Raw genomic sequence first — 22,538 nt, 5'->3', positions numbered from 1 at the left:
GAGAAACTCAATGAAGTTTTATAGCAAAGAAACGAACGGCTTCTACGACGATGCCATCCACGGCAAAGACATCCCAAGTGATGCAGTAGAAATCAGCAACGACATCTATATCGAGCTGATTCAGAGTGGTAAGCCGATAGCTACAAACGATATCGGCTATCCCATTGCTATCGCCCCGTCCGCGCGAGTTCGTTCGCCAGCGGTCGTGCTGGCCGCCGTCGCCGAAAAACGCTGGCAAGTCGAAACCAGTGGTATCGTCGTGGCGGGCAACCTCATCAAGACGGATCGCGAGTCCCAGGCGCAGATCTCCAGCACCTACACCTCGCTCAAAAGTGAGCTCATCCCGGACACGCCCTGGAAGACGGCGGACGGCACCTTTGTGCGGGTCACCCTCGCACAGATTGAGCCCATCGCCCAAGCCGTGGCCTCGCACGTTCGCGCATGCTTCGCCGCCGAAGTGGTGCACTGCCAGGCCATCGCCGCCCTGCAAACCCAGGCCGAACTGGACGCCTACGACATCGGCGTAGGTTGGCCAACAGGCCAGTAATCCCATACCTTCAACAACCACCCCACCCCGCCCTGTGCGGGGTTTTTCGTTACTTCCATCATCCATCACCTTGTCACCGCCTCGCCAGTGTGTACGGCCCTCACACACTGGCCGCCGCTCGCCTGTCATCCTCTGCCCCTGCATCCTGACCCTGCTCGCATCACATGCATTACCTACGCACAGAATGCTCCGTCCGGACAACAGGAGAACCTATGGCACTGGACCAATTTCACCACGGCGTGCGCGTCGTGGAAGTCAACGAGGGCACGCGCACCATCCGCACCGTCGCCACGGCGGTGATCGGCATCATCTGCACCGGCAGTGATGCGGATGCCGCTTACTTCCCCCTCAACAAACCCGTGCTGATTGCCAACCTGCCGGCGGCCATCGCCAAGGCGGGCAGCACCGGCAACCTCAAGCGCTCGCTGCAAACCATCTATGACACCGTCAACACCATCGTCATCGCCGTACGCGTGGCCGATGGCGCCGACGCCGCCGAGCTGACCAGCAACATCATCGGCACCATACTGCCGGATGGCAGCTATACCGGCCTCAAGGCGCTGGAGCGGGCCGCCCCGGCCACCGGCGTCAAGCCCCGCATCCTCTGCGTGCCGGACAACTGCACCTTAGCCGTAGCCACCGCCCTGGCGGGTGCGGCCAAGAAGCTGCGCGCCTTCGCCTATGTGCCAACCATTGCCGACACCGTCGAGGCGGCGCTCGCCTACCGCGAGAACTTCTCCAGCCGCGAACTGATGCCGATCCACGGCGACTGGACCGCCTGGGACACCACCGCCAATGCCAGCATCAAGCTCGATGCCTGCCTCAAGGCAGCTGCCATGCGGGCATTCATCGACAAGGAGATTGGCTGGCACAAGACCCTGTCGAACGTCGGCGTGACCGGGGTCGACGGCATGACCAAGGCCCTGTTCTGGGATCTGCAAGACCCCGATACAGAGGTCGGCCTGCTCAACGCCAACGAAATCACCGCCCTCATCCGGTCCGATGGTTTCCGTTACTGGGGTAACCGCACCTGTTCCGATGACCCGCTGTTCGCCTTCGAGAACTACACCCGCACCGCCCAGATCCTGGCCGACACCATGGCCGAGGCGCACATGTGGGCCAACGACAAACCGCTCACCCCCACCCTGGTGAAAGACATCATCGAGGGCATCAAGGCCAAGGGCCGGGAACTGGTGGCAGGCGGTTACCTGCTCGGTTTTGACTGCTGGTACAACGAGGAGCTCAACGACAAAGACACCCTCAAGGCCGGCAAGCTGCGCATCGATTACAACTACACCCCGGTGCCGCCGCTCGAAGACCTCGGCTTCATCCAGCGCATCACCGACACCTACCTCATCGACTTCGGCGCCCGCGTCGCGGCCGCCGCATAAGGAGCCACCATGTCACTGCCACGCAAACTCAAACGCCTGAACGTCTTCCTCAATGGCGATAACTGGGTCGGTGAAGCGGAAGATTTCACCCCGGCCAAGCTGTCCCGCAAGTTTGAAGCCTATCGCGGCGGCGGTATGGGGGGTGCTGTCAACATCGACATGGGGCTGGATGACAGCGCCCTCGATGTCTCATTCACCTTCGGCGGCTACGGCGAACCCCTGCTGAATTGCATGGGTGAGCCCAAAGCCGACGGCGCCAGCCTGCGCTTTGCCGGATCAGTCCAGCGTGATGACACCGGCGAAGTGGTCGCCGTCGAGATCGTCTGTCGTGGCCGCTTCAAAGAGCTCGACCGCGGCACCCTCAAGGCAGGCGACAACACCCAGGCCAAGGTCAGCATGGTCAACACCTACTACAAAGAGACCATCAACGGCCGGGTGATGCACGAGATTGACCTGATCAACATGGTCGAGATTGGCCCCGACGGCGTCGACCGCATGGCCGAACACCGCAAAGCCATCGGCCTCTAACCCACCCAACAACCCAACGGGCGGCCCTTATCCCAACAGAAAGTGCCGCCCTCACCACATCAACAACAGGAACAAACACCATGGAAAACAAAACCATCACCCTCGACACCCCCATTCAGCGCGGCGACACCACCGTTACCGAACTGACCATCCGAGCCCCGAAAAAGGCCGGCCACCTGCGCGGCCTCAATACCATGGACATCGTGCAGATGAACGTCGATACCCTCATCAAACTGCTGCCACGTCTGACTGAGCTGAGCGAAACCGAGGCCGCTGACCTCTCCCCAACCGATCTGCTCAAAGCCGGGGTAGTGGTGACCGGTTTTTTGATGGGCTCGCAGCAGGAGGATTACCTCACTGCATAGATGACCTGATGGCCGACATCGCCATCATCGCCCACTGGCCGCCGTCCGAGATGGCGGCCATGGAGATCAGCGAGCTGATGGGCTGGCACCAACGCCTCGTTGAGATTCACAACCGCGTCAACGGGGCCGAAGAACAATGAACCCTCTCAAACTGCAAATCCTGCTCGGGGCGGTCGACAAACTCACCGCCCCCCTCAAAACCATCAGCGGCCAAAGCCGCACCACTGCCCAAGATCTGATCGCCGCAAAAACTACCGTCCGTGACCTTGAAAAGCAGAGCGCCAAAATTGACGGTTTTCGCTCCCTCGGCAGAACCATCGGTGCCACTCGTGCCGAACTGCGCAAAGCCCAAGGGGAAGTCGTGCAGTTGAGCCTGGGCATAGCATCATCAGAGCGCCCGACCCAAGCCATGACGCGGGCACTGGAAAAAGCCAAGCAGGCCGCCAGCGCCCTAGAGCAGAAAGAGCGTGCGCTGGTCCATCGCTATAACGAAACCAAACAATCGCTGCAATCAGTCACCATCGGGGCAAACAGCCTGACCGCCGCCCAAGAACGGCTAAAAACCGCAGCCGTCGCGGCCAACACCAGGCTCGACCAACAACGCACCAAGCTCGGCCAGTTGAGAGAGCAGCAAGAGCGCCTGAATCAGGTCAAGGCCAACTACCGCCAGACCCAGGAGCTGCGCGGCCAGATTGCTGGCCACGGCGCCACCGCGCTGGCCACCGGCACAACCATGGCACTGCCCATCGTCAGCACCATCAAGGAATATTCGCGTTTCGAAGATGCCATGAAAGGGGTCGCCAAGCAGGTCGATGGCGCACGCGACAGCAATGGCAGACTCACCAGCATCTATTACGACATGGCCAAGGAGATAAAGGCCATTTCAGAAGAGATCCCCCAGCTCAATGGCGCAGTCGACATCGCCGCCCTGGTCGAAGGGGCCGCCCGCATGGGCATTCAGGGCAAAGACAACTTGCTCACCTTCGCCAAAATAGCGGCCAAGGCGGCCAGTGCCTTCGAGCTGCCAGCCGACCAGCTCGCCGAAAACATGGGCAAGATAGCCAATCTCTACAAGATCCCCATCGGCAACATCGAACAGCTCGGCGACGTCATCAACTACCTCGATGACAGCGCCCAATCCAAGGGCAGCGACATCATCAACGTGCTGCAGCGCATGGGCGGCGTCGCCGACAAACTCGATTTTAAAAAGGCCGCCGCGCTCGGCTCCACCTTCCTGACCCTCGGGGCCACCGCAGAAGTAGCCGCCTCGGCCGCCAATGCCATGGTGCGCGAACTCGGCATCGCCACCATGCAGGGGGACAACTTTGGTGCAGGGTTGGATGCGCTGGGGCTAAATGATAAAGCAATCCAGAAAGCCATGAGCACCGATGCCATGGGCACCATCGTCAAGGTGCTGGAGAAAATCAAAACCCTCAAAGCCGAAGACCAGATGACCGTCACCACCCAACTCTTTGGCAAAGAGTATGGGGATGACGCCGCCAAGCTAGCCAACAACCTGGACGAACTCCACCGCCAGCTAAAGCTGGTGAACGATGAAAAGGCCAAGGGCTCGATGCAGCGGGAATCCGACATCGGCAACGACTCCCTCTCGGCGCAGTGGCTGCTGCTCAAGGCGGGGCTCGATAACGTACAGTCCGCCATCGGCGCACAACTGCGCGGCTCCCTGATGGACATCATCAGCTTCATCCAACAAACGGCGGGAGCCGTGCGCCGCTGGGTCGAAGCGAACCCTGAACTGGCCAACACCATCATGAAAGTGGGGGCCGTGGTTACCGCCGTCACCCTCACCTTCGGCGGGCTGTCCCTGGCCGTCGCCGCCCTGCTTGGCCCCATGGCCATCATGAAATTGACCATTGGCACACTCGGGGTGAGCTTTGGCGGACTTTCAACCTCTACCGGAAAAACGGCGGAGGGAATGTCCATGCTCGCTCGGTTAATGAGCCTGAACAGCCGCATGGCCGCCCCGCTGCTGGCGAAATGGGCAGCCTTGGGGACCGCCATCAAAAGCCTGACGTTCGCCGGGATGGGGGCTGGCATGAAAACCATGCTGACAACGATCACCAGCATGCCATCGAAGATTGGCGCAATGACTGCCGCAACATGGCGCTATGTGACGGCACAATTGGCAGCCTCAAAGGCGGCCGCAGCAGCCAAGTTCGCGTCAATAATAAACGGGCTCAGGGGTGCTATCGCCGCCACCTATGCCTATGTCGCGGCCAATGGCGTCATGGGGACATCAATGAACCTGCTCAAGGGGAGTGTGGGCGGCGTCATCTCCCTCCTCAAGGGTGCTTTCGTGGGCGCCCTGCGACTGGTGGGCCAGACCATCGCCTTTGTTGGCAGGCTGCTGCTCATGAACCCCATCGGCCTGCTGGTCACCGCCATCGGCATCGCAGCCCTGACCATCTACCGTTACTGGGAGCCAATAAAAGCATTCTTCTCGGGCTTCTTCCAGGGGCTAAAAGAGGGGCTTGGGCCGGTCGCTGCCGTGTTCGCGCCCGCGTTTGAGGCGATGGCCAGCGCCCTCAGTCCACTCAAACCGATATGGGACGGCATCAGCAGCGCCCTCAGTACGGCATGGGAATGGGTGACCAACCTGTTAACCCCGCTCAAAACCACCCAGCAAGAGTTGGACGGCGCAACCAACGCAGGACACCGGTTCGGGCTGTGGCTGGGCGGGCTTGGCAAATCATTCATCCAGGTGATCGCCGACTTCACCCAATTTGGCTCTGACTTGATAGATGGCCTGCTCAAGGGGATCTCTGATAAGTGGGCAGAGCTGAAAACCAAGATCAGCGCCATGACCGACCTGCTGCCGGACTGGTGGAAGGGCGGTTCGGAGGTGAAAGCATCGGTGAGCCAGTCGGGTTACCTGACGGGCAACCTCTCCCAACCCGCACTGGCGGGGGGTAATGGCTATGGCCACCGTATCGCCGACACTCCGAAGCTCAAGCCCAAGGTCAGTACCACCACCATCCACAGTCAGCCGTTCTACCAGCTCACCGTCAACCCTGCGCCGGGAATGAACGAAGCTCAGCTCGGCAAACTGGTGATGGACAAGCTCAAAGAGAGCGAGCGGGCCAACCAGGCACAGGGCCGCGCCCGATTTGGCGACCGCAACTAAGGAGCAACCACCATGATGATGACCCTGGGCTGGTTCGTGTTTATGCGCTCGACCCTCGCCCCCCTCTCTCAACAAGACGAACGGGCATGGCGCCACCCGGGCAATAACCGGGTCGGCGCCCGCCCGGCTTATCAGTACCTCGGCCCTGACGATGAGACCAGCACTCTGAGCGGGGTGCTGCTGCCAGAGCTGACCGGCGGCCCTGTCTCCCTCGACATGCTCAACCTGATGGGCGACAGCGGCCAGGCCTTCCCCCTGATCCAGGGGGATGGCGTGATGCGCGGCTCGTTCGTGATCGAAGGCATCAGCACCACCCGCAGCGAGTTCTTCGCCGATGGCACCGCCAGAAAAATCGAATTCACCATCAAGCTCAAGCGGGTTGATGACAACGACAGATCCCTTGGCCAGACCCTGCTTGGACGCACCGCGGGCAACCTCTTCGGCCGCCTGGGTCTGGGCAAGCTGGTCGGCAGTATCGGCAACAAGCTCGGGGGGCTTCTCTGATGGGGGCATTCGACCAGTTCGGCACGCGATTGGCAGAGAATTTGGGGCTGACCAATCCGCTCGACACCTTGCGCCAAGGCCACCCGGCACCGGCTTACCAGGTGCTGGTCGATGGCAAAGACATCTCGGCCGCCATCAGGCCGCGTCTGATGTCGATGACCATCACCGACAACCGGGGCTTCACCGCCGACACCATCGAGATCACCCTCGATGACAGCGACGGCCAGCTCGACATGCCTCGCCGTGGGGCAACCCTGCGTGCCTTCATCGGCTGGCAAGGCAGCGCCCTGGTCGACAAGGGCACCTACAAAATCGACGAGGTGGAGCACGGCGGGGCCCCGGATGTGCTCACCATACGGGGCAAGTCAGCCGACCTGCGCGGCGGCATGAACAAGCTGCGTGAGCAAAGTTGGCACCAGACCACAGTGAGCGGCATCGTCAGCCAGGTCGCCGCCCGCTACCAGCTCACGCCATGCGTAGGTGACTCACTCAAGGGCATGCTGATCGACCACATCGACCAGACCAACGAAAGCGATCTCGCTTTCCTCACCCGCCTGGCTGGTCAGTGCGATGGCATTGCCACCGTCAAGAATGGCCGCCTGCTGTTTATCAAAGCTGGCCAGGGCACCACCGCCAGCGGTCAGCCTCTACCAGCCATCACCATCACCCGCCAAGATGGCGATCAGCACCGCTTCTCAGTGGCTGACCGGGATGCCTACACCGGCGTGACCGCATACTGGCAAGACAACAAGGAGGCGGAAAAGAAGAGAGTCGAGGTGAAGCGCAAGAAGAAGAGCAAGCCATCGCCGGAACGGCCCTTGCCCCCGGGGGTCATGGTCAACAAGCAAGAGAACGAACTGCTGGTCGGTAGCAGCGAGAACGTCAAAGAGCTGCGGCATGTCTATGCCAGCCAGGCAAATGCCATGCGGGCCGCCCGGGCCGAATGGGAAAAACTGCAACGCGGCGTGGCCGACTTCCAGATCACCCTGGCGATGGGGCGCCCTGAACTCTACCCGGAGCAACCCACCACCGTCAGAGGGTTCAAACCCCAGATTGACGAGGCCGACTGGCTGCTCACCCAGGTGATGCACGACCTCACCAATCAGGGCTACACCAACCGCGTACAACTCGAAGTGAAGCTGGAAGAGCTGCCAGAATGAAAAATGGCGGCAGAGCTTACACTCTGCCGCCACTCTCGATCATCAATTTTTCCGCCGCCACTTTGCCGCCACCGAGACCATCACCACCTCAGTGAACAACAATAAACTATTGATTTACATCAAATAAAATAACCAATAAACCAGCACACCAAAGAGCGTAGAACTTTTTTGGCATGCTATCGATCTCAACGAGTTATAAAGCAATCACTTATGAGGCGAAACCCGGCAAAGAGACGGGTTCAGGTCAATTCTGGCACCCCGTTTCCCGAATTTTGCTTGCACTTTTTCGGCCTCGGGGCTGACGCCTCGGCGGCAAAAACGGATGCAATGCGAACAGGGATGGGGTGTAGCTGGCGGCCATGTCGGGTGGACTCCCGATCTCGGGCCGGCTGTTGGGCCGGTATGATAGCACTCTTTATGGATAAATTGAGCGGCAAACGTATGCAAAAAACAGGAAATGTCCGCCATCTCCCGCTCTGTCGCCCTTTTGGGAGGGCTCCGGCGACACCGACAGGTTAGCCGTTTGACACACATTCCATGACATTCGGGCAAAAAAATAGCAGGGGGAGGAGAGGATCCTCACGCACCTGCTGCTGTTACCTGTGACGCCTGCGAGCCTTAACGGCGGGTGGCGTAGGGATTCGGGTAGTTGAAGCCCTGGGTATAGAGAGATTGGGCAAACCAATAGGTTGAATTGCTGCCTGACATCATAAACTCCTGATTGCTTAACAAGTTACGTACCTTAATGCGGGTTCACATCCTTGAACTGACACTCGGTTCCATGGAGGCGCACTTGCTTTGCTTCGGTTCCCTGGAGGCATTGATTGTCATCCTGACAAGTGGGCTGGCCACGGCGGCTAATTTACCACCCGCCACCAAAAAGACAATATTTTTGTGACCAACATCACATAATTGATGTTGTGCTGACACGAATAAGGCAGGCAGTGAAGTTCGCCATCCATGCTCCCTTTCCCAGCACAAGCAGAGCGTCATTTGCGCTGATCGCTCACATTTTTGCGTGATTGACTGTATTATCGTTATCCTCTTCCCCGGCCCGCAGAGTGGGGCCCGACATTTTCCATGCTGGTAAGGAGTCCCGACGTGGCACAGCTCAGTTCTCTGTCTCCCAAGTTGATTTGGCAATTCTTCGAGCAGATCTGCTCCATCCCCCACCCCTCCAAGCACGAAGCCCAACTGAGCGCCTGGATCGTCGCATGGGCCCAGGGAGAAGGCCTGGCGGTCAAGCAAGATGCCGTCGGCAACATCATCATCAAGAAACCGGCCACACCGGGGATGGAAAACCGCAAGGCCGTGGTGCTGCAAGCCCACATCGACATGGTGCCCCAGGCCAACGCCGACACCCAGCACGACTTCACCACCGATCCCATCGATGCCTACATCGATGGCGAATGGGTCACCGCCCGCGGTACCACCCTGGGTGCCGACAACGGCATGGGCATGGCGGGTTGCCTGGCCGTGCTGGCCGACAAGACCATCAAGCACGGTCCGCTGGAAGTGCTGCTGACCACCGACGAAGAGACCGGCATGACCGGCGCCTTCGGTCTGGAAGCGGGCTGGCTTGAGGGCGAGATCCTGCTCAACACCGACTCCGAAGAGGATGGCGAGGTCTACATGGGCTGCGCCGGCGGGGTGGATGCCAATATCCGCTTCCCCCTGGAGCGGGTTGCTGCCACCGAGGGTGAAGGTTTCGAGCTGCAGGTCAAGGGCCTGCGCGGCGGCCACTCCGGGGTCGACATCCATCGCGGCCGCGGCAACGCCAACAAGCTGCTGGTGCGTCTGCTCAAGGCCGCCGAACCGCTGGGGGTGCGCCTTGGCGATCTCAGTGGCGGCACCCTGCGCAACGCCATCCCCCGCGAGGCCCGTGCCAGCCTGCTGGTGCCCGCCGCCAGCGTGGCTGACTTCAAGGCCCTGGTGGACCGCTACGCCGGCATCTATCAGAGCGAGCTGGCCGCCACCGAGGCCAACCTCACCGTGCTGCTCACCGCCCGGGAGAAACCGGCCCAGCTCATGAGCGAGTCCCTGCAAAGCCGCCTGCTGGATGCCCTGATGGCCTGCCCGAACGGGGTGATGCGCATGAGCGACGCCATCCCGGGCGTGACCGAGACCTCCACCAACCTGGGTGTCATCAAGACACTCGAGGGGGAAGTCTATGTGCAGTGCCTGATCCGCTCCCTCATCGATTCCGGTCGCGAGAACATCGAGCAGATGACCCGCTCCCTGTTCACCCTGGCCGGCGCCAGCTGCGAGTTCACCGGCGCCTACCCGGGTTGGGCCCCGAACGTTGACTCACCGGTCATGGCACTGGTGCGAAGCAGCTACCAGACCCTGTTTGGCGAGATGCCGAACGTCATGGTGATCCACGCAGGCCTCGAGTGCGGTCTGTTCAAGAGCGCCTACCCGGACTGGGACATGGTCTCCTTCGGCCCGACCATCCGTGGCGCCCACGCACCGGGGGAGAAGGTACACATCCCGGCGGTCGAGCGTTTCTGGCAACTGCTGGTTCACGTGCTGGAACATATCCCGGCCAAGTAAGCCAACTCACGACCATACCGATGCCCCGCCCCGTGCGGGGCATCTTTTTTGTCCTCCCTCCTCGGCCACCTCTCTCATATCCCCGACTCCATACGTGGCACTGGCATGAAACCGTATCCATGAACAGGTCTGCATTTGAAAACCCTTTCCATGATTTATGTAAATTTACAACACAAAAAGTTGATCCAGCTCACATATGCCCCTAGGATCAGAACGTGACCAAGGTCACACAACCCATGAACCACAGAGAAACGAGGTCATCATATGTTCGAGAATCTGGCAGTGCTGTTCCACCTGAAGGGTGCAACCAGCAAGAAAGGTGCTGAAGAGAAAGACACTTATGCGCCTGCAACCCGCAATTACTACTTCCGTTATGGCGCCTGATATCGCCTGTCCGGAAGTTGAAATTAGCAACGTAATAAAACCACAAAACAACTCAGCAATCCACACAGCAGCCACCCCCATCGGGGCGCTGTCCTGCCCGGGCCAGAATTTCCACGGCCAAACCTGAACTCCAACCATGAAGATGGGGCCCGCAGGCCCCATTTTTTTATCCCGTTTCCGCCTTTATTGCGCCTCCTCGGTGCCACCTTGCAGCGATGCCGGTCGCGACGCGGCGGGCGCCGGCATCATATCGCCTTTCCCAACGGGACCGCCTCCTGCACGGGCAAGGGGAAATGGCAGGCCACCTGATGCCCCTGCCCGCCGCACGCCTCAAGGGCGGGCGAGCGGGTGCGGCACAGATCCGTTGCATGGGGACAGCGCTGGTGAAAGTGGCAGCCACTCGGCGGCGAGATGGGGGACGGCACATCCCCCGTAAGCAGGATGCGCTGGCTGCGCCGCCGTGGATCCGGCACCGGAATGGCGGAGATGAGGGCCTGGGTATAGGGATGGCGCGGTGCCAGGTAGAGTGCCTGGGCCTCGGCCAGCTCGACGATCCGGCCCAGATACATCACCGCAATCCTGTCCGAGATGTGCTTGACCACCGACAGGTCATGGGCGATGAAAATGATGGCGAGGTTCATCTCCCGCTGCAGATTGAGCAGCAGGTTCACGATCTGGGACTGCACCGACACGTCGAGCGCCGACACCGCCTCGTCACACACCAGCAGCTTGGGCTTGAGGGCGATGGCGCGGGCGATGCCGATGCGCTGTCGCTGGCCGCCAGAGAACTCATGGGGATAGCGATCCACCGCGCTGCCGGGCAAACCGACTTTCTCCAGCAGCTCCTGCACCCATGTCCGGCGCTGTTCGGCGTTGCCCTTGCCGTGGATGATGAAAGGCTCCTCCAGGATCTGCCCAACCGTGTGGCGGCTGTTGAGGGATTCTGCGGGATCCTGGAACACGATCTGCATCTCCTGACGCAGGGATCGCATCTCCTTGGGCGAGAGGTGGGTGATGTCACGCCCCTCGAAGGTGATGGAGCCGGCGCTCGGCTCGAACAGCTTGAGCAACGAACGCCCCAAGGTGGATTTGCCGCATCCCGACTCTCCCACCAGGCCAAGGGTCTCCCCCTGCCTGAGATCAAAGCTGATGCCATCCACCGCGTAGACGGTGTATTGCTTGCGCAAGAAACCGCCACCCATCTTGAAATGCTGCTTTAAATTGCTTACCGACAACAAGCTGGTCATGACTTTCATCCCCGACGATTCATGGCAGCAGACGACCTGGTCGCCTTCCCGCCGCCTGGCTGCCCTGCGACACCCCGTACCCACACCAGGCCGTTCATAGGCTCACCTCCTTCCAGTGGTGGCAGGCCACCCCGTGGCGTTCGCTCAACTGCTCGGTCATCGGTATGGTCTCCACGCAAAGGGGCGTGGCATGGGGGCAGCGGTTGGAGAAACGGCACCCCGCCGGCATCTCGTGCAGGGCGGGCACCTGACCCTTGATGGTCTTGAGCAGGCTCTTTGGCACATCTTCCAGACGCGGGATCGAGGCCATCAGACCATGAGTATAGGGATGGCGCGGGTGGTCAAACAGTTCATAGATATCGGCCCGCTCCACCGCACGCCCGGCATACATCACCACCACCTCGTCGCACAGCTCCGCCACCACCCCGAGATCGTGGGTGATGAAGATGATGGCCATGCCGGTCTGGGCTTGCAGCTCCTTCATCAGATCCAGGATCTGGGCCTGGATGGTCACATCGAGCGCCGTGGTCGGCTCGTCGCAGATGAGCAGGGCAGGTTCGCAGGCCAGCGCCATGGCGATCATCACCCGCTGGCGCATGCCGCCGGAAAGATTGTGGGGATAAGCAGCGAAACGCTGGGCAGGCTCGGGGATCCCCACCTTCTTCAACATGGCGATGGCGGCGTCACGGCGCTGGGCCTTGCTGTAATCGGGGCGGTGGAGGCGAAACACCTCCATCAGCTGATCGCCGACCGTCTGCACCGGGTTGAGGGCCGTCATGGGCTCCTGAAAGATCATGGAGATACGGTTGCCACGCACCTTGTACATCTGCTCCGGCGGCAGATTGAGCAGCTCCTCCCCCTGAAAGCGGATGGAGCCCGCCACCACCTGACCGTGGGGCCTTGGCAGCAACCCCATGATGGCCAGCGAGGTGACGCTCTTGCCGCAGCCGGACTCGCCGACTATCCCCAGGGTCTTGCCCGGGGCGACCTGGAAGCTGACCCCGTCGAGCACCTTGATCTTGCCGTCGTCGACGGCGAACTCCACCTCGAGATCCCGCACCTCGAGGATGGGGGACAGAGACTGCCCCTCATGATCGCTGGTGCCGGGGGCGGTGACCTGTGTGTTGGGCATGACTGCTGCTCCCTTCTGGGCCACATCAATGATGTGCATAGGTCTTGTCGATCAGGGTGATGGGGGCCAGCGCCTTGCCGTCAGCCTTGGCTTTCTGGGTCTCCTCCTTCACCTTGGGATCGATCCAGAGCAGGCCGCCACTGCTGTGGGGATAGCCATCCATGGGCCAGTAGAGCAGATCCGGGGTGTTGCGGGTGGCGGGCACCTCCGGCAGCATCACATAGCGCCAGCTGCTGGCTCGCACGTAGTTGAGCTGAACCCCGGGCACGAAGATGGCGAGATCATAGATCCGCTGCTGGATCTGGTGGGAAAGCGCGGCCCGCTTGTCCATGTCGAACTCGACGTTGTAGGCGTCGATCAGGCTGTCGAGCGCTTTGTCAGCCACGTTGAACAGGTTGTTGGTCTGGGGCTTGTTGGCGTTGTCGGAGTGGAAGGACTCCCAGTATTGCGGATAGAGACCGCCGCCCCCCCAGCCAAGCCAGGCCGCCTCGTGTTTCTTCTCCAGCATCACCTTGAAGCCGGTGGCGCCATCCACCAGATTGAGCTCCAGATCCAGGCCCGCCTTCTTGGCCTCTTCCTTGAGCACGGTCAGCCGCTTGGAGTGCTCCTGGCTGGTGTAGGTGAGGGCCAGGGTGAGCCGCTCTCCCTTGTCGTTTTGCAGGATGCCGTCCGGTCCCTGCTTGCCGTAGCCGCCCTTGGCGAAGTACTCCCGTGCCTTGGCGATGTCGTAGGCCCGCTCTGGCAGCGCGATGTCGGTGAAGGCCCCGAAGCCAGACCCGAAGGTGGTAGCGCGGTCATAGTCTCCATGCAGCACCGTCTCTATCATCTTGTCGATGTTGAAGGCGTGCTGGATGCCGAGCCGCACGTTGAGATCCGCCAGCTTGGGATTGGCCACGTTGAGGTGAACCCCCTGCCCCCCCTGCTTGGTGTCGGTCATGGCCATCACCTTCTGCACGTATCCCTGCTTGTACTCCGGTGTGACCGCCTTCTCATGCCACCAGTTGGGCAGGATCATCTCGAAGGTGTCCAGCTCCCCCTTGAGGAAGTGGCGGAACGCGATGTTGTGGTCGCGGATCACCTGCACCTTGATGGTGTCGAGGTTGAACCTGTGCTGGTTGTAGCGATCGTCTTTTGCCCACCACTCCTTCTGCTTGCTGAAGGTGACGGACTTGCCCTTTTTTACGTCGCTCATCACGTAGGGGCCCGTGGTGGGTACCACGGCCCAGTTGTACTGCTTCACCCAGTTCGGGCCCATCTTGTAGTAGTGCTTTGGCTGGGGCCACAGTTCGGTGGTGTTGAGGAGATCGAGCTTGGCCTTGCGGCTGCCCGCCTTGACCAGAATGGTGTGGTCGTCAATCTTCTCCACCGCCACCACCTCGGTGGTGTAGTAGTTGTTGAACCAGGGGCCCTTGATGTCCTTGGAGCGCATCATCTCGTAGCCGAAGGTGTAGTCATCGGCGGTGACCGGCTTGCCGTCGGACCACTTGGCGCGCGGGTCGAGTTTGAAATAGACGGTCTGGCTGTCCGGCGCGATGGCCCAGGCATTCGCCAGGGCCGGAATGGGGTTGCCCGTGTTGGGATGGAAGCTGATGAGCCTCATCTGGTTGTCGAGGATGAAGGAACGGAACGAGCCGTTGGAATCCGGCCCCACTGTGCGAAACGTCAGCGGGAAGCTGTCGACGAAGAGATTGAGGTTGCCGCCGGGCAGCGCCTTGGGAGAGGCGAACACGGGGTCGGTGTCGTTGGTCTCCCACGTCAGATCCGCGGGCAGGCTGGCCGCCCACACCCAGGATCCGTTCACCAGCAGAAAGAGAGCACCTGTCCATTTGATTTTATTGTTCATGTTTGACTTCCTGGTCATGCCCCTGCACTGGGGGCGTCTTCATTAAGGGTCCTGTCGATGTGCCCTGGCAAGGCACCATCGCTCACTGATAACGGGTAAATTTGCGCGGATCGAACGCCTCCCGGATGGCCTCCCCGATGAAGGAGACCATGATGAGCACCAGGCTCACCGCCGCCACCACCGAACTCACGATCCAGATGGCGTCGAGGTTGTTGATCCCCTGGGAGAGCAACTCCCCCCAGCTCGGGGTCGGCGGCGCCAGGCCAAAACCCAGGTAGTCCAGCGCCGTCAGGGTGGAGATGTTGCCCACCACGGCAAACGGGGCCAGGGTGACGATCATCATCAGGGTATTGGGCAGAATGTGGTTGAAGATGATACGCCTGGTGCTCGCCCCCTGGGCCCGCGCCGCCATCACGTAGTCCCGCGCCCGCTCCTTGTAGGTGAGGGTGCGCATGTACCAGGTGATCCCCATCCAGCCGAACAGCACGTTGATGCCGACGAACAGGCCGAAGTTCGGCTTGGCCAGGGAGACCAGGATCATGATGACGTAGAGGAAGGGCACCTGGGACCAGATCTCGATGAAACGCTGCATCAGGAGATCGAACCGACCGCCGAGGAACCCCATCATGCAGCCGATGCTGACCCCGATGACATAGCTCGCCACCAGCGCGATGAAGGCAAAGCCGATGGCGATGCGAAAGCCGTAGACCAGCCGTGCCAATACATCGCGACCGCTGGTGTCGGTGCCGAGGAAGTGGCGCTCCGCCAGGCTCGGGGCATAGGGCGGATAGGCTTCCTCCTTGAAGTCCTGCTCATAGGGGTTCCAGGGGACCAGGGGCAGCAACACCCAATCCCCCTTATCTTCCTTCGCAAATTGGCTCTTGAGCTGGCGGTAGTTGGTCTCGTACTCGTAGTCGAGCCCGAAGTGCTGGCCCGGGATCACGTCCCCATAGGTGGGGAAATAGAGCTCCCCCTGATAACTCACCGCCAGGGCCCGGCTGTTGACCAGCAGTTCCGCCAGCAGAGAGATGACCACCAGGACCGAAAAGATGACAAAGGAGTAGTAGCCGCGCTTTATCGACTTGAAGCGCTTGAGTTTTTTCAGCGTTACCGGATTCAGGTTCATGCTCACTCTCCAAACCGCACGCGGGGATCGACCAGGGCAACGCAGATGTCGGAGACAATGTTGCCCACCAGCATCAGCATGGAGGTGATGGCCAGAATGCCCATGACGGTGGGGTAATCCCGCTCGACAATGGCCTCATAACCGAGCAGGCCGATGCCGTCGATGTTGAAGATGGTCTCGATGAGGAAGGAGCCCCCGAAGAAGACGGTGAGCACCGACCCTAAGTGACTCGCGATGGGGATCAGGCTGTTGCGCATGGCGTGATCGGTCACCGCCTTGCGAAACGGCAACCCCTTGGCCACGGCGGTGCGCACATAATCCGCCGACAGGTTCTCCATCAGGCTGTTCTTCATGGTCATGGTGAGGATGGCGAAATCCCCGATGGCGTAGGCGATGAGCGGCAGCAGCGCGTGGGCGAAGACGGTGCGGATCTGATCCCAGCTGCTCTCCATCCCGTCAAACTCGTCCCCCGGGAAGCCCCCCATGGGCAACCACTCCAGATGGAACGCAAAGACGGTGATGAGGAAGATCCCCACCACGTAGGCGGGCAGCGCATAGGCCATGTAGATGAGCATGGAGCTCAGGGAATCGAAGCGGCTGTTGTGCCTGAGCGCCTTGGCCACCCCGAGCGGGATGGAGACGGCATAACTCAGCAGAAAGGTGGCGAGCCCGAAGAAGGCGGTCACCGGCAACCTCTCCTTGATGAGATCCCACACCGGCTCGTAATAACGGGTCGACTCCCCGAGATCCAGCACCGCCAGCTTCTGCAACCAGTCCCAGTAGGCGACCAGCATGGGCTTGTCGAGACCGTAGAACGCCTTGAGCTCTTCAATCTGTTCGTCGGAGAGTGCCTGCGCCCCCTTGCTGCCACTGGAGCGGCCGGACTCGTTTTGCGAGACCTGCGCCTGCAGCAGCATGCGCTCGACCGGGCCGCCCGGCACGAAGCGGGTGATGGTGAAGACGAGCAGGGTGATACCGAGAAACGTCGGGATGATCAAAAGCATCCGACGTAGGAAATACGACAGCATGGTGGAACCTCGTCCTTGTTGTTCTTTTATGGCCAGTCACATCCGGTGACGGGCCTATCCTTACCTGGCATTACTCACTGAATTGACTGGCATTGACAGACAATCCGGCTCGGTCACTGTAAAAGCTCTGCAACAAAAATCAAGTAGAACTCTGTCTGCAACCGGGAATGTCCCCCCGCAGCATATCCCGCGGATGATTTTTTCCAAAAAACCCAACTTCAATATAAAAAACTGCTACGCCTACCCGTCCAACTCGATTTTAATTATTAAAAAATTAATTACACAGGTGTTTTAATCCATATCAAGCAGAACAAAATCAACAAGTTAAGGATAAGTCGGGTTATTTTCTCATTTACCTATAAAAGAAGAGGGATAGCCGCCCCCACCCTCCGTTCCCCGGAAAACGCTCTCGCCATAAAAGCAGATGAAAATACTGCAAAAAATCGTTTTTTCGATATCGGTACCGGAGTGACAAGCGACTTATCGATAAGTTCAAAAATAATCAATAAAATTGTAAAAATCGAACTTAACAACATCTTTACATAAGTTGACGCGGCATTTACGGAATAAAACGCCAAAAATATTCCATCAAGTGCATATTCCCATCTAATTCCCCCTGCAGCCCCCATCCCCGCCGCTCCATTTGACGTCCATCACCAAACCTTGATAAGCCTTACGCACCGCTCCAACGAGGGCGGTAATGGAAGCAAACAATAAACAATCAGGAAGGATACTAGCGATGCTTAGGAAAAGCAGACTCTCTGCTGCCGTAGCGTTTGCCTTGGCGAGCGCGGCAGTTGTGGCCACCCCTGTCCTGGCCGAAGAGGGCCAGAACGTAGAAAAACTGCAAAAAATCAAGGTCACCGGCTCCCGGATCTCCCGGGTCGATGTGGAAGGCTCCACCCCGGTCGTCTCCGTGACCAAGGCGAAAATCGAGCAATCCGGTCAGCAGACCGTCGCCGATTACCTCAAGCAAGCCTCCTACAACTCCTTTGGCGGCGTCTCCCCTGCCTCCGGCAGCTCCTTCCAGTCCCAATCCACCGTCGGCCTGCGCGGCCTGGGTTCCGAGCGTACCCTGGTTCTGCTGAACGGCAAGCGGGTAGCGGGTTCCCCCACCATGGGCGGCACCTCCATTAACCTCAACACCATCCCCATGGCCGCCGTTGAGCGGGTCGAGGTCAACCTGGACGGCGGCTCCGCCATCTACGGTTCCGACGCCATTGGTGGCGTGATCAACGTGGTGCTCAAAGAGGGCTACGAAGGGCTGGACTTCCAGGGCCGCATTGGCTCCCCGAGCGAAGAGGGCGGCGACGAGAAGAGCGGCTCCATCGTGGCAGGGGTGGCCGGCGAGAAGGGCTCCCTGATGGCGGTCTACGAGCACGACAAGAAGGACGTCATCTACAGTCGCGATCGGGACTATCTTGCCAAGCAGGGCAACGACTCCCCCAGCGCCTACGGCCGCAACGTGGAGGGGATCACGGGTCTAGACGCCAACGGCGACCCCATCTGGAAATACGGCCCCCTGGCCGGCGCCACCAATGCCGACGGCTCATGCAAGGAGCCCTTCGTCGGCTTCGAGGGCGGCTGTAACTTCAACTACGGCCAGGTCGCGGCCACCACGGCCTCCCGCAGCCGTGACACCCTGTACGTAAACGGTCGCTACCACATCAACGACAACGTGGACTTCGTGCCGCAGATCATCGGCTCCCGGGTCGAGAGTTTCGGCCGCTTCGCCCCGGCCGCCGGCGCCTTCACCATTGACCCGGCCAACCCGAAGAACGCCCAGTTCTTCACCGACAACGGCCTGGATGCCGCCGCCACCCAGGGTCTGGGTGAGGCTGCCTACGCCTACTACCGCTTCAGCAACGTCGGTCCCCGTGACAACTATGTCACCGACACCACCGGCAGCATGAACCTCGGCTTCGAAGGCACCATCGCCACCGAAAGCGTCGGCGACATGCAGTGGAACGCCGGCTACATGTACTCCAAGACCGACAACAAGGAAAACGGCACCGGTTACGTGCTGAAGTCCGCCGCCCAGCAGGCGATCGCCGACGGCAAGTTCGTCGGTGGCGAGTTCGACCCCCAGAGCACGGCCTCCATGGCCGCCGACACCAGCCGCCGCGCCACCATGGACTTCTACCAGTGGTACGCCGGTGTCCAGTGGGACATGGGTGAACTGCCGGCCGGTCCGGTCAGCTGGTACGCCGGTGCCGAGTACAACGACTGGGTCTATGCCGACAAGTACGACGCCCAGTCCGAAGCCGGCAACATCATCGGCTCCGCAGGCAACTCCTCCGGTGGCGTGCGTGACGTGACTGCCGCCTACATCGAGTCCCTGGTGCCCATCACCGAGCAGATCGAGCTGAACGTGGCCGGTCGCTTCGACAAGTACAGCGACTTCGGCAGCGCCTTCTCCCCCAAGGCGAGCCTGCGTTACCAGCCGCTGGACAACCTGATGCTGCGCACCTCCTGGTCCCGTTCGTTCCGCGCCCCCAGCCTGAGCGATCTCTACTCGGCTGATTCCGAGTCCGCCGACTGGGCGAAGGATTACGTCTACTGCGAGGCCAACGGCATCTCCGCGGCAGACTGCCCGAACCGCCAGTACACCACCACCCGTACCTCCAACGAGGATCTGAAGGAAGAGACCGCGGACACCTGGAACTTCGGGGTGGCCTACAGCCCGGTGGATGACCTGAACCTCTCCCTGGACTACTACACCATCAAGATCGAGGACGTGATCCAGCTGAACTCCCTGCAGTCTCTCATCTATGACGAACTGAACAGCGGCAGCTCCAGCAGCATCACCCGCAACAGCCAGGGCAAGATCGGTAGCGCCATCGCTCCCATGGTCAACCTGGGGACCCTCGAGACCTCCGGCCTCGACCTGAAGGTGGATTACACCTACGACCTGAACTACGCCACCGTGCGTTATGACCTGGGCGGTACCTACATCCTGAAATACAAGGAAGGTCTGTACGCCGGTGGTCCCGTCATCGACAAGATCGGCCAGAACGGTCTGCCCCAGATGCGCTTCAGCTCCGGTGTGGGTATCAACGTTCCCCAATGGTGGAACATGGATACCTACCTGAGTGCGAATTACATCGACTCCCAGAGCCAGGACTACATCGCCAATACCGGTGAGGAAGTGGGCCACATCGCGTCCCAGACCACCTGGAACCTGAACGTCGGTGTGGAAGCGCCCTGGAACGGCAAGATCCAGGTCGGCGTGAAGAACATGTTCAACGTGGGCCCGTCCCTCGAGAGCGATGGCTTCACCTATGACGACGAGCTCTACAGCATCGACGGTCGCATCTACTACCTCGACTACAGCCAGAAGTTCTAATCCACCAGCAAACCACAAGCCGGCCCGTTCGGGCCGGCTTTGCCCAAGGTCCCAAGGAAGTTACGGAGATAGGGTAATCCTATGAAGACAAGGACAATTACAATGAAGAAAGCGCTCCTCGGCAGCCTGATTTCGGCTGCCTTGCTGACCAGCTTCAATCTGAGTGCCGCCACCGCCGGTCAGGCTGTGGACGCTCAAGCCGCCACCGACAATGCATCCAAAGTTTCCCAGCAGAAGATCGACAGCTACGCCGAGTCTGCCGAGTCTGCCCTGGCCCAGTACAAGGCCGCCCTGCGCCAGGTGGACAGCCTGCGCGCCTACAACGAGCAAGTGGGCAAGATGGTCGACTCCCAGAGCGCCGAACTCGCCTCCATGCAAAAGCAGATCGCCCAGATCGACCAGACCAGCACCGAAGTGGTGCCCCTGATGCTCAAGATGATCGACTCCCTCGAGCAGTTCGTCTCCCTGGACCTGCCGTTCCAGAAGGTGGAGCGTGAGGACCGCGTGGCGGCCCTGACCGATCTCATGAACCGGGCCGACGTCACCATCTCCGAGAAGTACCGCAAGATCCTCGAGGCCTACCAGATCGAGGAGGGCTTCAGCCGCACCATCGAAGCCTACAAGGCGAGCCTGGACAAGGATGGGGACGAGAAGACCTACGAGTTCCTGCGCGTCGGCCGCATCGCCCTGCTCTACCAATCCCCGGATGGCAACGAGACCGGCATGTGGAACAAGAAGACCCGCCAGTGGGAAGTACTGCCCCAGGAGTATCGCAGTGCGGTTGAACAAGGCCTTCGCATCGCGAAGAAGCAGGCGCCCCCCGCCCTCATCAAGCTGCCGGTTCAAACTGCGGAGAAAGCATCATGAAAGGAATCAAACTTGCCATCGCCTCGCTGATCGCGGGCGCTACCCTGGTCACCCTGCCGGTGACCGCCGCCGAGAAGCCGGTGGATCTCAACGCCCTGCTCAATCAGGTCAAGGCCGCCAGCACCAGCGAATCCCAGCTCAACAAGGAGCGGGAAGCCCGCTTCCTGGCTGACAAGAACGAACAGGGGGCCCTGCTCGCCAAGGCCAAGGCGGATCTCGCCGCCGAAGTCGCCAGGGGCGAAAAGCTCAAGGCCACCTTCGATGCCAACGACAAGCAGCTCACCGAGCTGACCGAGACCCTGCGCCAGCGCTCCGGCAACATGGGCGAGATGTTTGGCGTGCTGCGCCAGTTCGCCGGCGAGTTCAAGGGGATCTTCAACGCCTCTGCCCGCCGGGTCGAGCATCCGGAGCAGACCGCCCTGCTGACCCGCCTGGCCGAGAGCAAGGAGCTGCCCTCCAGCGATGACCTGACCGCCTTCTGGACCACCACCCTCAGCCGCATGGTCGACGGTGGCAAGGTGAGCCAGATCCCGGCCACCGTGGTCTATGGCGAAGGCAACCAGGCCGAGAAGACCGTCACCCAGATCGGTGAGTTCAACACCGTCTCCGAAGGCAAGTACCTCACCTTCGTGCCGGAGACCGGCAAGTTCGAGCAACTCTCCCGCCAGCCCGAGAACGCGGTGCTGGAACCGGTCGCCAAGTTTGAACATGGTGGCGGCAGCGTCGAACCCATCTTCATCGACCCGTCCCGTGGCGTGATCCTCTCCCTGCTGGTGCAGTCGCCGACCCTCAAGGAGCGCATCGATCAGGGTGGCTCCGTGGGCTACGTGATCCTGGCGCTGGGTGTCATCGGTACCCTGCTGGCCCTGTTCTGCGGTGCCCGTCTTTCCCTCATCGGCGGTGCCATGCGCAAGCAACTGAAATCCGAGCAGATCATCAAGGGCAACCCCATCGGCGAGATGCTGGGTGCCTACCAGGATCACCGGGGTGACAACATCGAGGATCTGGAATCCAAGCTCGACGAGATCATCCTGCGCAACGTGCCCAAGCTGGAGAAGGGCATCAGCCTCATCAAGCTGATCGCCTCCGTCGCCCCGCTGCTGGGCCTGCTGGGTACCGTGGTCGGGATGATTGCCACCTTCCAGGCCATCACCCTGTTCGGTACCGGCGATCCCAAGCTGATGGCGGGCGGTATCTCCGAGGCCCTGGTGACCACCATGCAGGGTCTGGTCGTGGCCGTGCCCATGCTGTTCCTCTACACCATCGTGCAGACCCAGAGCCGCCGTCTGATCCAGGTACTGGAAGAGCAGAGCGCCGGTTTCGTTGCCCGTTATCAGGAACGTCTGCACGCCGCCAAAGCCGCAGCCTAAGG

Annotated in this window: 17 protein-coding genes; 12 read left to right on the top strand and 5 right to left on the bottom strand. The window is 60.6% G+C overall.

What is annotated here, in order from left to right; translation table 11 throughout:
- Positions 1-10 precede the first annotated feature (10 nt).
- From C3F36_RS15385 to C3F36_RS15340, 9 genes are all read left to right on the top strand, one after another.
- Entirely contained in the window at positions 11-547 is a 537-nt protein-coding gene (locus C3F36_RS15385) for a DUF4376 domain-containing protein (RefSeq protein ID WP_104455367.1), read from the top strand.
- A gap of 212 nt (positions 548-759) precedes the next feature.
- Positions 760-1,938: a phage tail sheath protein gene (locus C3F36_RS15380; RefSeq protein WP_104455366.1), complete on the top strand. Its 1,179-nt coding sequence runs from the start codon at positions 760-762 to the stop codon at positions 1,936-1,938.
- A gap of 9 nt (positions 1,939-1,947) precedes the next feature.
- A complete protein-coding gene (locus C3F36_RS15375; protein ID WP_104455365.1) occupies positions 1,948-2,466 on the top strand; it encodes a phage major tail tube protein in 519 nt (172 codons plus the stop codon).
- Positions 2,467-2,546: 80 nt separating this feature from the next.
- The gene (locus tag C3F36_RS15370; protein ID WP_104455364.1) at positions 2,547-2,831 is read left to right on the top strand and encodes a phage tail assembly protein; all 285 of its coding nucleotides are present in this window, start codon (positions 2,547-2,549) and stop codon (positions 2,829-2,831) included.
- A gap of 8 nt (positions 2,832-2,839) precedes the next feature.
- Positions 2,840-2,971, top strand: coding sequence for a GpE family phage tail protein (locus C3F36_RS15365; RefSeq protein ID WP_104455363.1), 132 nt, complete (start codon positions 2,840-2,842; stop codon positions 2,969-2,971).
- Positions 2,968-5,976, top strand: coding sequence for a phage tail tape measure protein (locus C3F36_RS15360; protein WP_104455362.1), 3,009 nt, complete (start codon positions 2,968-2,970; stop codon positions 5,974-5,976). Before C3F36_RS15365 ends, C3F36_RS15360 begins: the two co-directional genes overlap by 4 nt.
- A gap of 12 nt (positions 5,977-5,988) precedes the next feature.
- Complete coding sequence (locus C3F36_RS15355; protein WP_104455361.1) at positions 5,989-6,480, top strand: phage tail protein; 492 nt, start codon at positions 5,989-5,991, stop codon at positions 6,478-6,480.
- Entirely contained in the window at positions 6,480-7,640 is a 1,161-nt protein-coding gene (locus tag C3F36_RS15350) for a phage late control D family protein (protein ID WP_104455360.1), read from the top strand. The genes C3F36_RS15355 and C3F36_RS15350 overlap by 1 nt, the downstream gene beginning before the upstream one ends.
- 1,101 nt (positions 7,641-8,741) lie before the next feature.
- Entirely contained in the window at positions 8,742-10,193 is a 1,452-nt protein-coding gene (locus C3F36_RS15340) for an aminoacyl-histidine dipeptidase (RefSeq protein ID WP_039040348.1), read from the top strand.
- A gap of 629 nt (positions 10,194-10,822) precedes the next feature.
- Here C3F36_RS15340 and C3F36_RS15330 read toward each other — a convergent pair.
- From C3F36_RS15330 to C3F36_RS15310, 5 genes are all read right to left on the bottom strand, one after another.
- Complete coding sequence (locus tag C3F36_RS15330; RefSeq protein WP_041212969.1) at positions 10,823-11,824, bottom strand: ABC transporter ATP-binding protein; 1,002 nt, start codon at positions 11,822-11,824, stop codon at positions 10,823-10,825.
- 94 nt (positions 11,825-11,918) lie between these two features.
- The gene (locus C3F36_RS15325; RefSeq protein ID WP_104456064.1) at positions 11,919-12,956 is read right to left on the bottom strand and encodes an ABC transporter ATP-binding protein; all 1,038 of its coding nucleotides are present in this window, start codon (positions 12,954-12,956) and stop codon (positions 11,919-11,921) included.
- 25 nt (positions 12,957-12,981) lie between these two features.
- Complete coding sequence (locus C3F36_RS15320; RefSeq protein WP_104455359.1) at positions 12,982-14,799, bottom strand: extracellular solute-binding protein; 1,818 nt, start codon at positions 14,797-14,799, stop codon at positions 12,982-12,984.
- Between the two features lie 82 nt (positions 14,800-14,881).
- Positions 14,882-15,925 carry an ABC transporter permease gene (locus C3F36_RS15315; RefSeq protein ID WP_041212459.1) on the bottom strand — a complete coding sequence of 348 codons (1,044 nt, stop codon included), beginning with the start codon at positions 15,923-15,925 and terminating at the stop codon, positions 14,882-14,884.
- A 2-nt stretch (positions 15,926-15,927) separates the two neighbouring features.
- Positions 15,928-16,953 carry an ABC transporter permease subunit gene (locus C3F36_RS15310; protein WP_010675471.1) on the bottom strand — a complete coding sequence of 342 codons (1,026 nt, stop codon included), beginning with the start codon at positions 16,951-16,953 and terminating at the stop codon, positions 15,928-15,930.
- Positions 16,954-17,692: 739 nt separating this feature from the next.
- Here C3F36_RS15310 and C3F36_RS15305 point away from each other — a divergent pair.
- The 3 genes from C3F36_RS15305 (at position 17,693) to C3F36_RS15295 (ending at position 22,536) form a co-directional block, all read left to right on the top strand.
- On the top strand, positions 17,693-20,299 hold the full coding sequence (locus C3F36_RS15305; protein WP_104455358.1) for a TonB-dependent receptor plug domain-containing protein: 2,607 nt from the start codon (positions 17,693-17,695) through the stop codon (positions 20,297-20,299).
- 102 nt (positions 20,300-20,401) lie between these two features.
- Positions 20,402-21,166 carry a DUF3450 domain-containing protein gene (locus C3F36_RS15300; protein ID WP_010675473.1) on the top strand — a complete coding sequence of 255 codons (765 nt, stop codon included), beginning with the start codon at positions 20,402-20,404 and terminating at the stop codon, positions 21,164-21,166.
- The gene (locus C3F36_RS15295; RefSeq protein ID WP_104452351.1) at positions 21,163-22,536 is read left to right on the top strand and encodes a MotA/TolQ/ExbB proton channel family protein; all 1,374 of its coding nucleotides are present in this window, start codon (positions 21,163-21,165) and stop codon (positions 22,534-22,536) included. The genes C3F36_RS15300 and C3F36_RS15295 overlap by 4 nt, the downstream gene beginning before the upstream one ends.
- Positions 22,537-22,538: the final 2 nt, after the last annotated feature.

The sequence above is a fragment of the Aeromonas sp. ASNIH2 genome (assembly GCF_002934795.1).
Classification (GTDB): domain Bacteria; phylum Pseudomonadota; class Gammaproteobacteria; order Enterobacterales; family Aeromonadaceae; genus Aeromonas; species Aeromonas caviae.
Note: the sequence above shows the minus strand (reverse complement) of the source record. Positions and strands in the feature narration are given on the sequence as shown.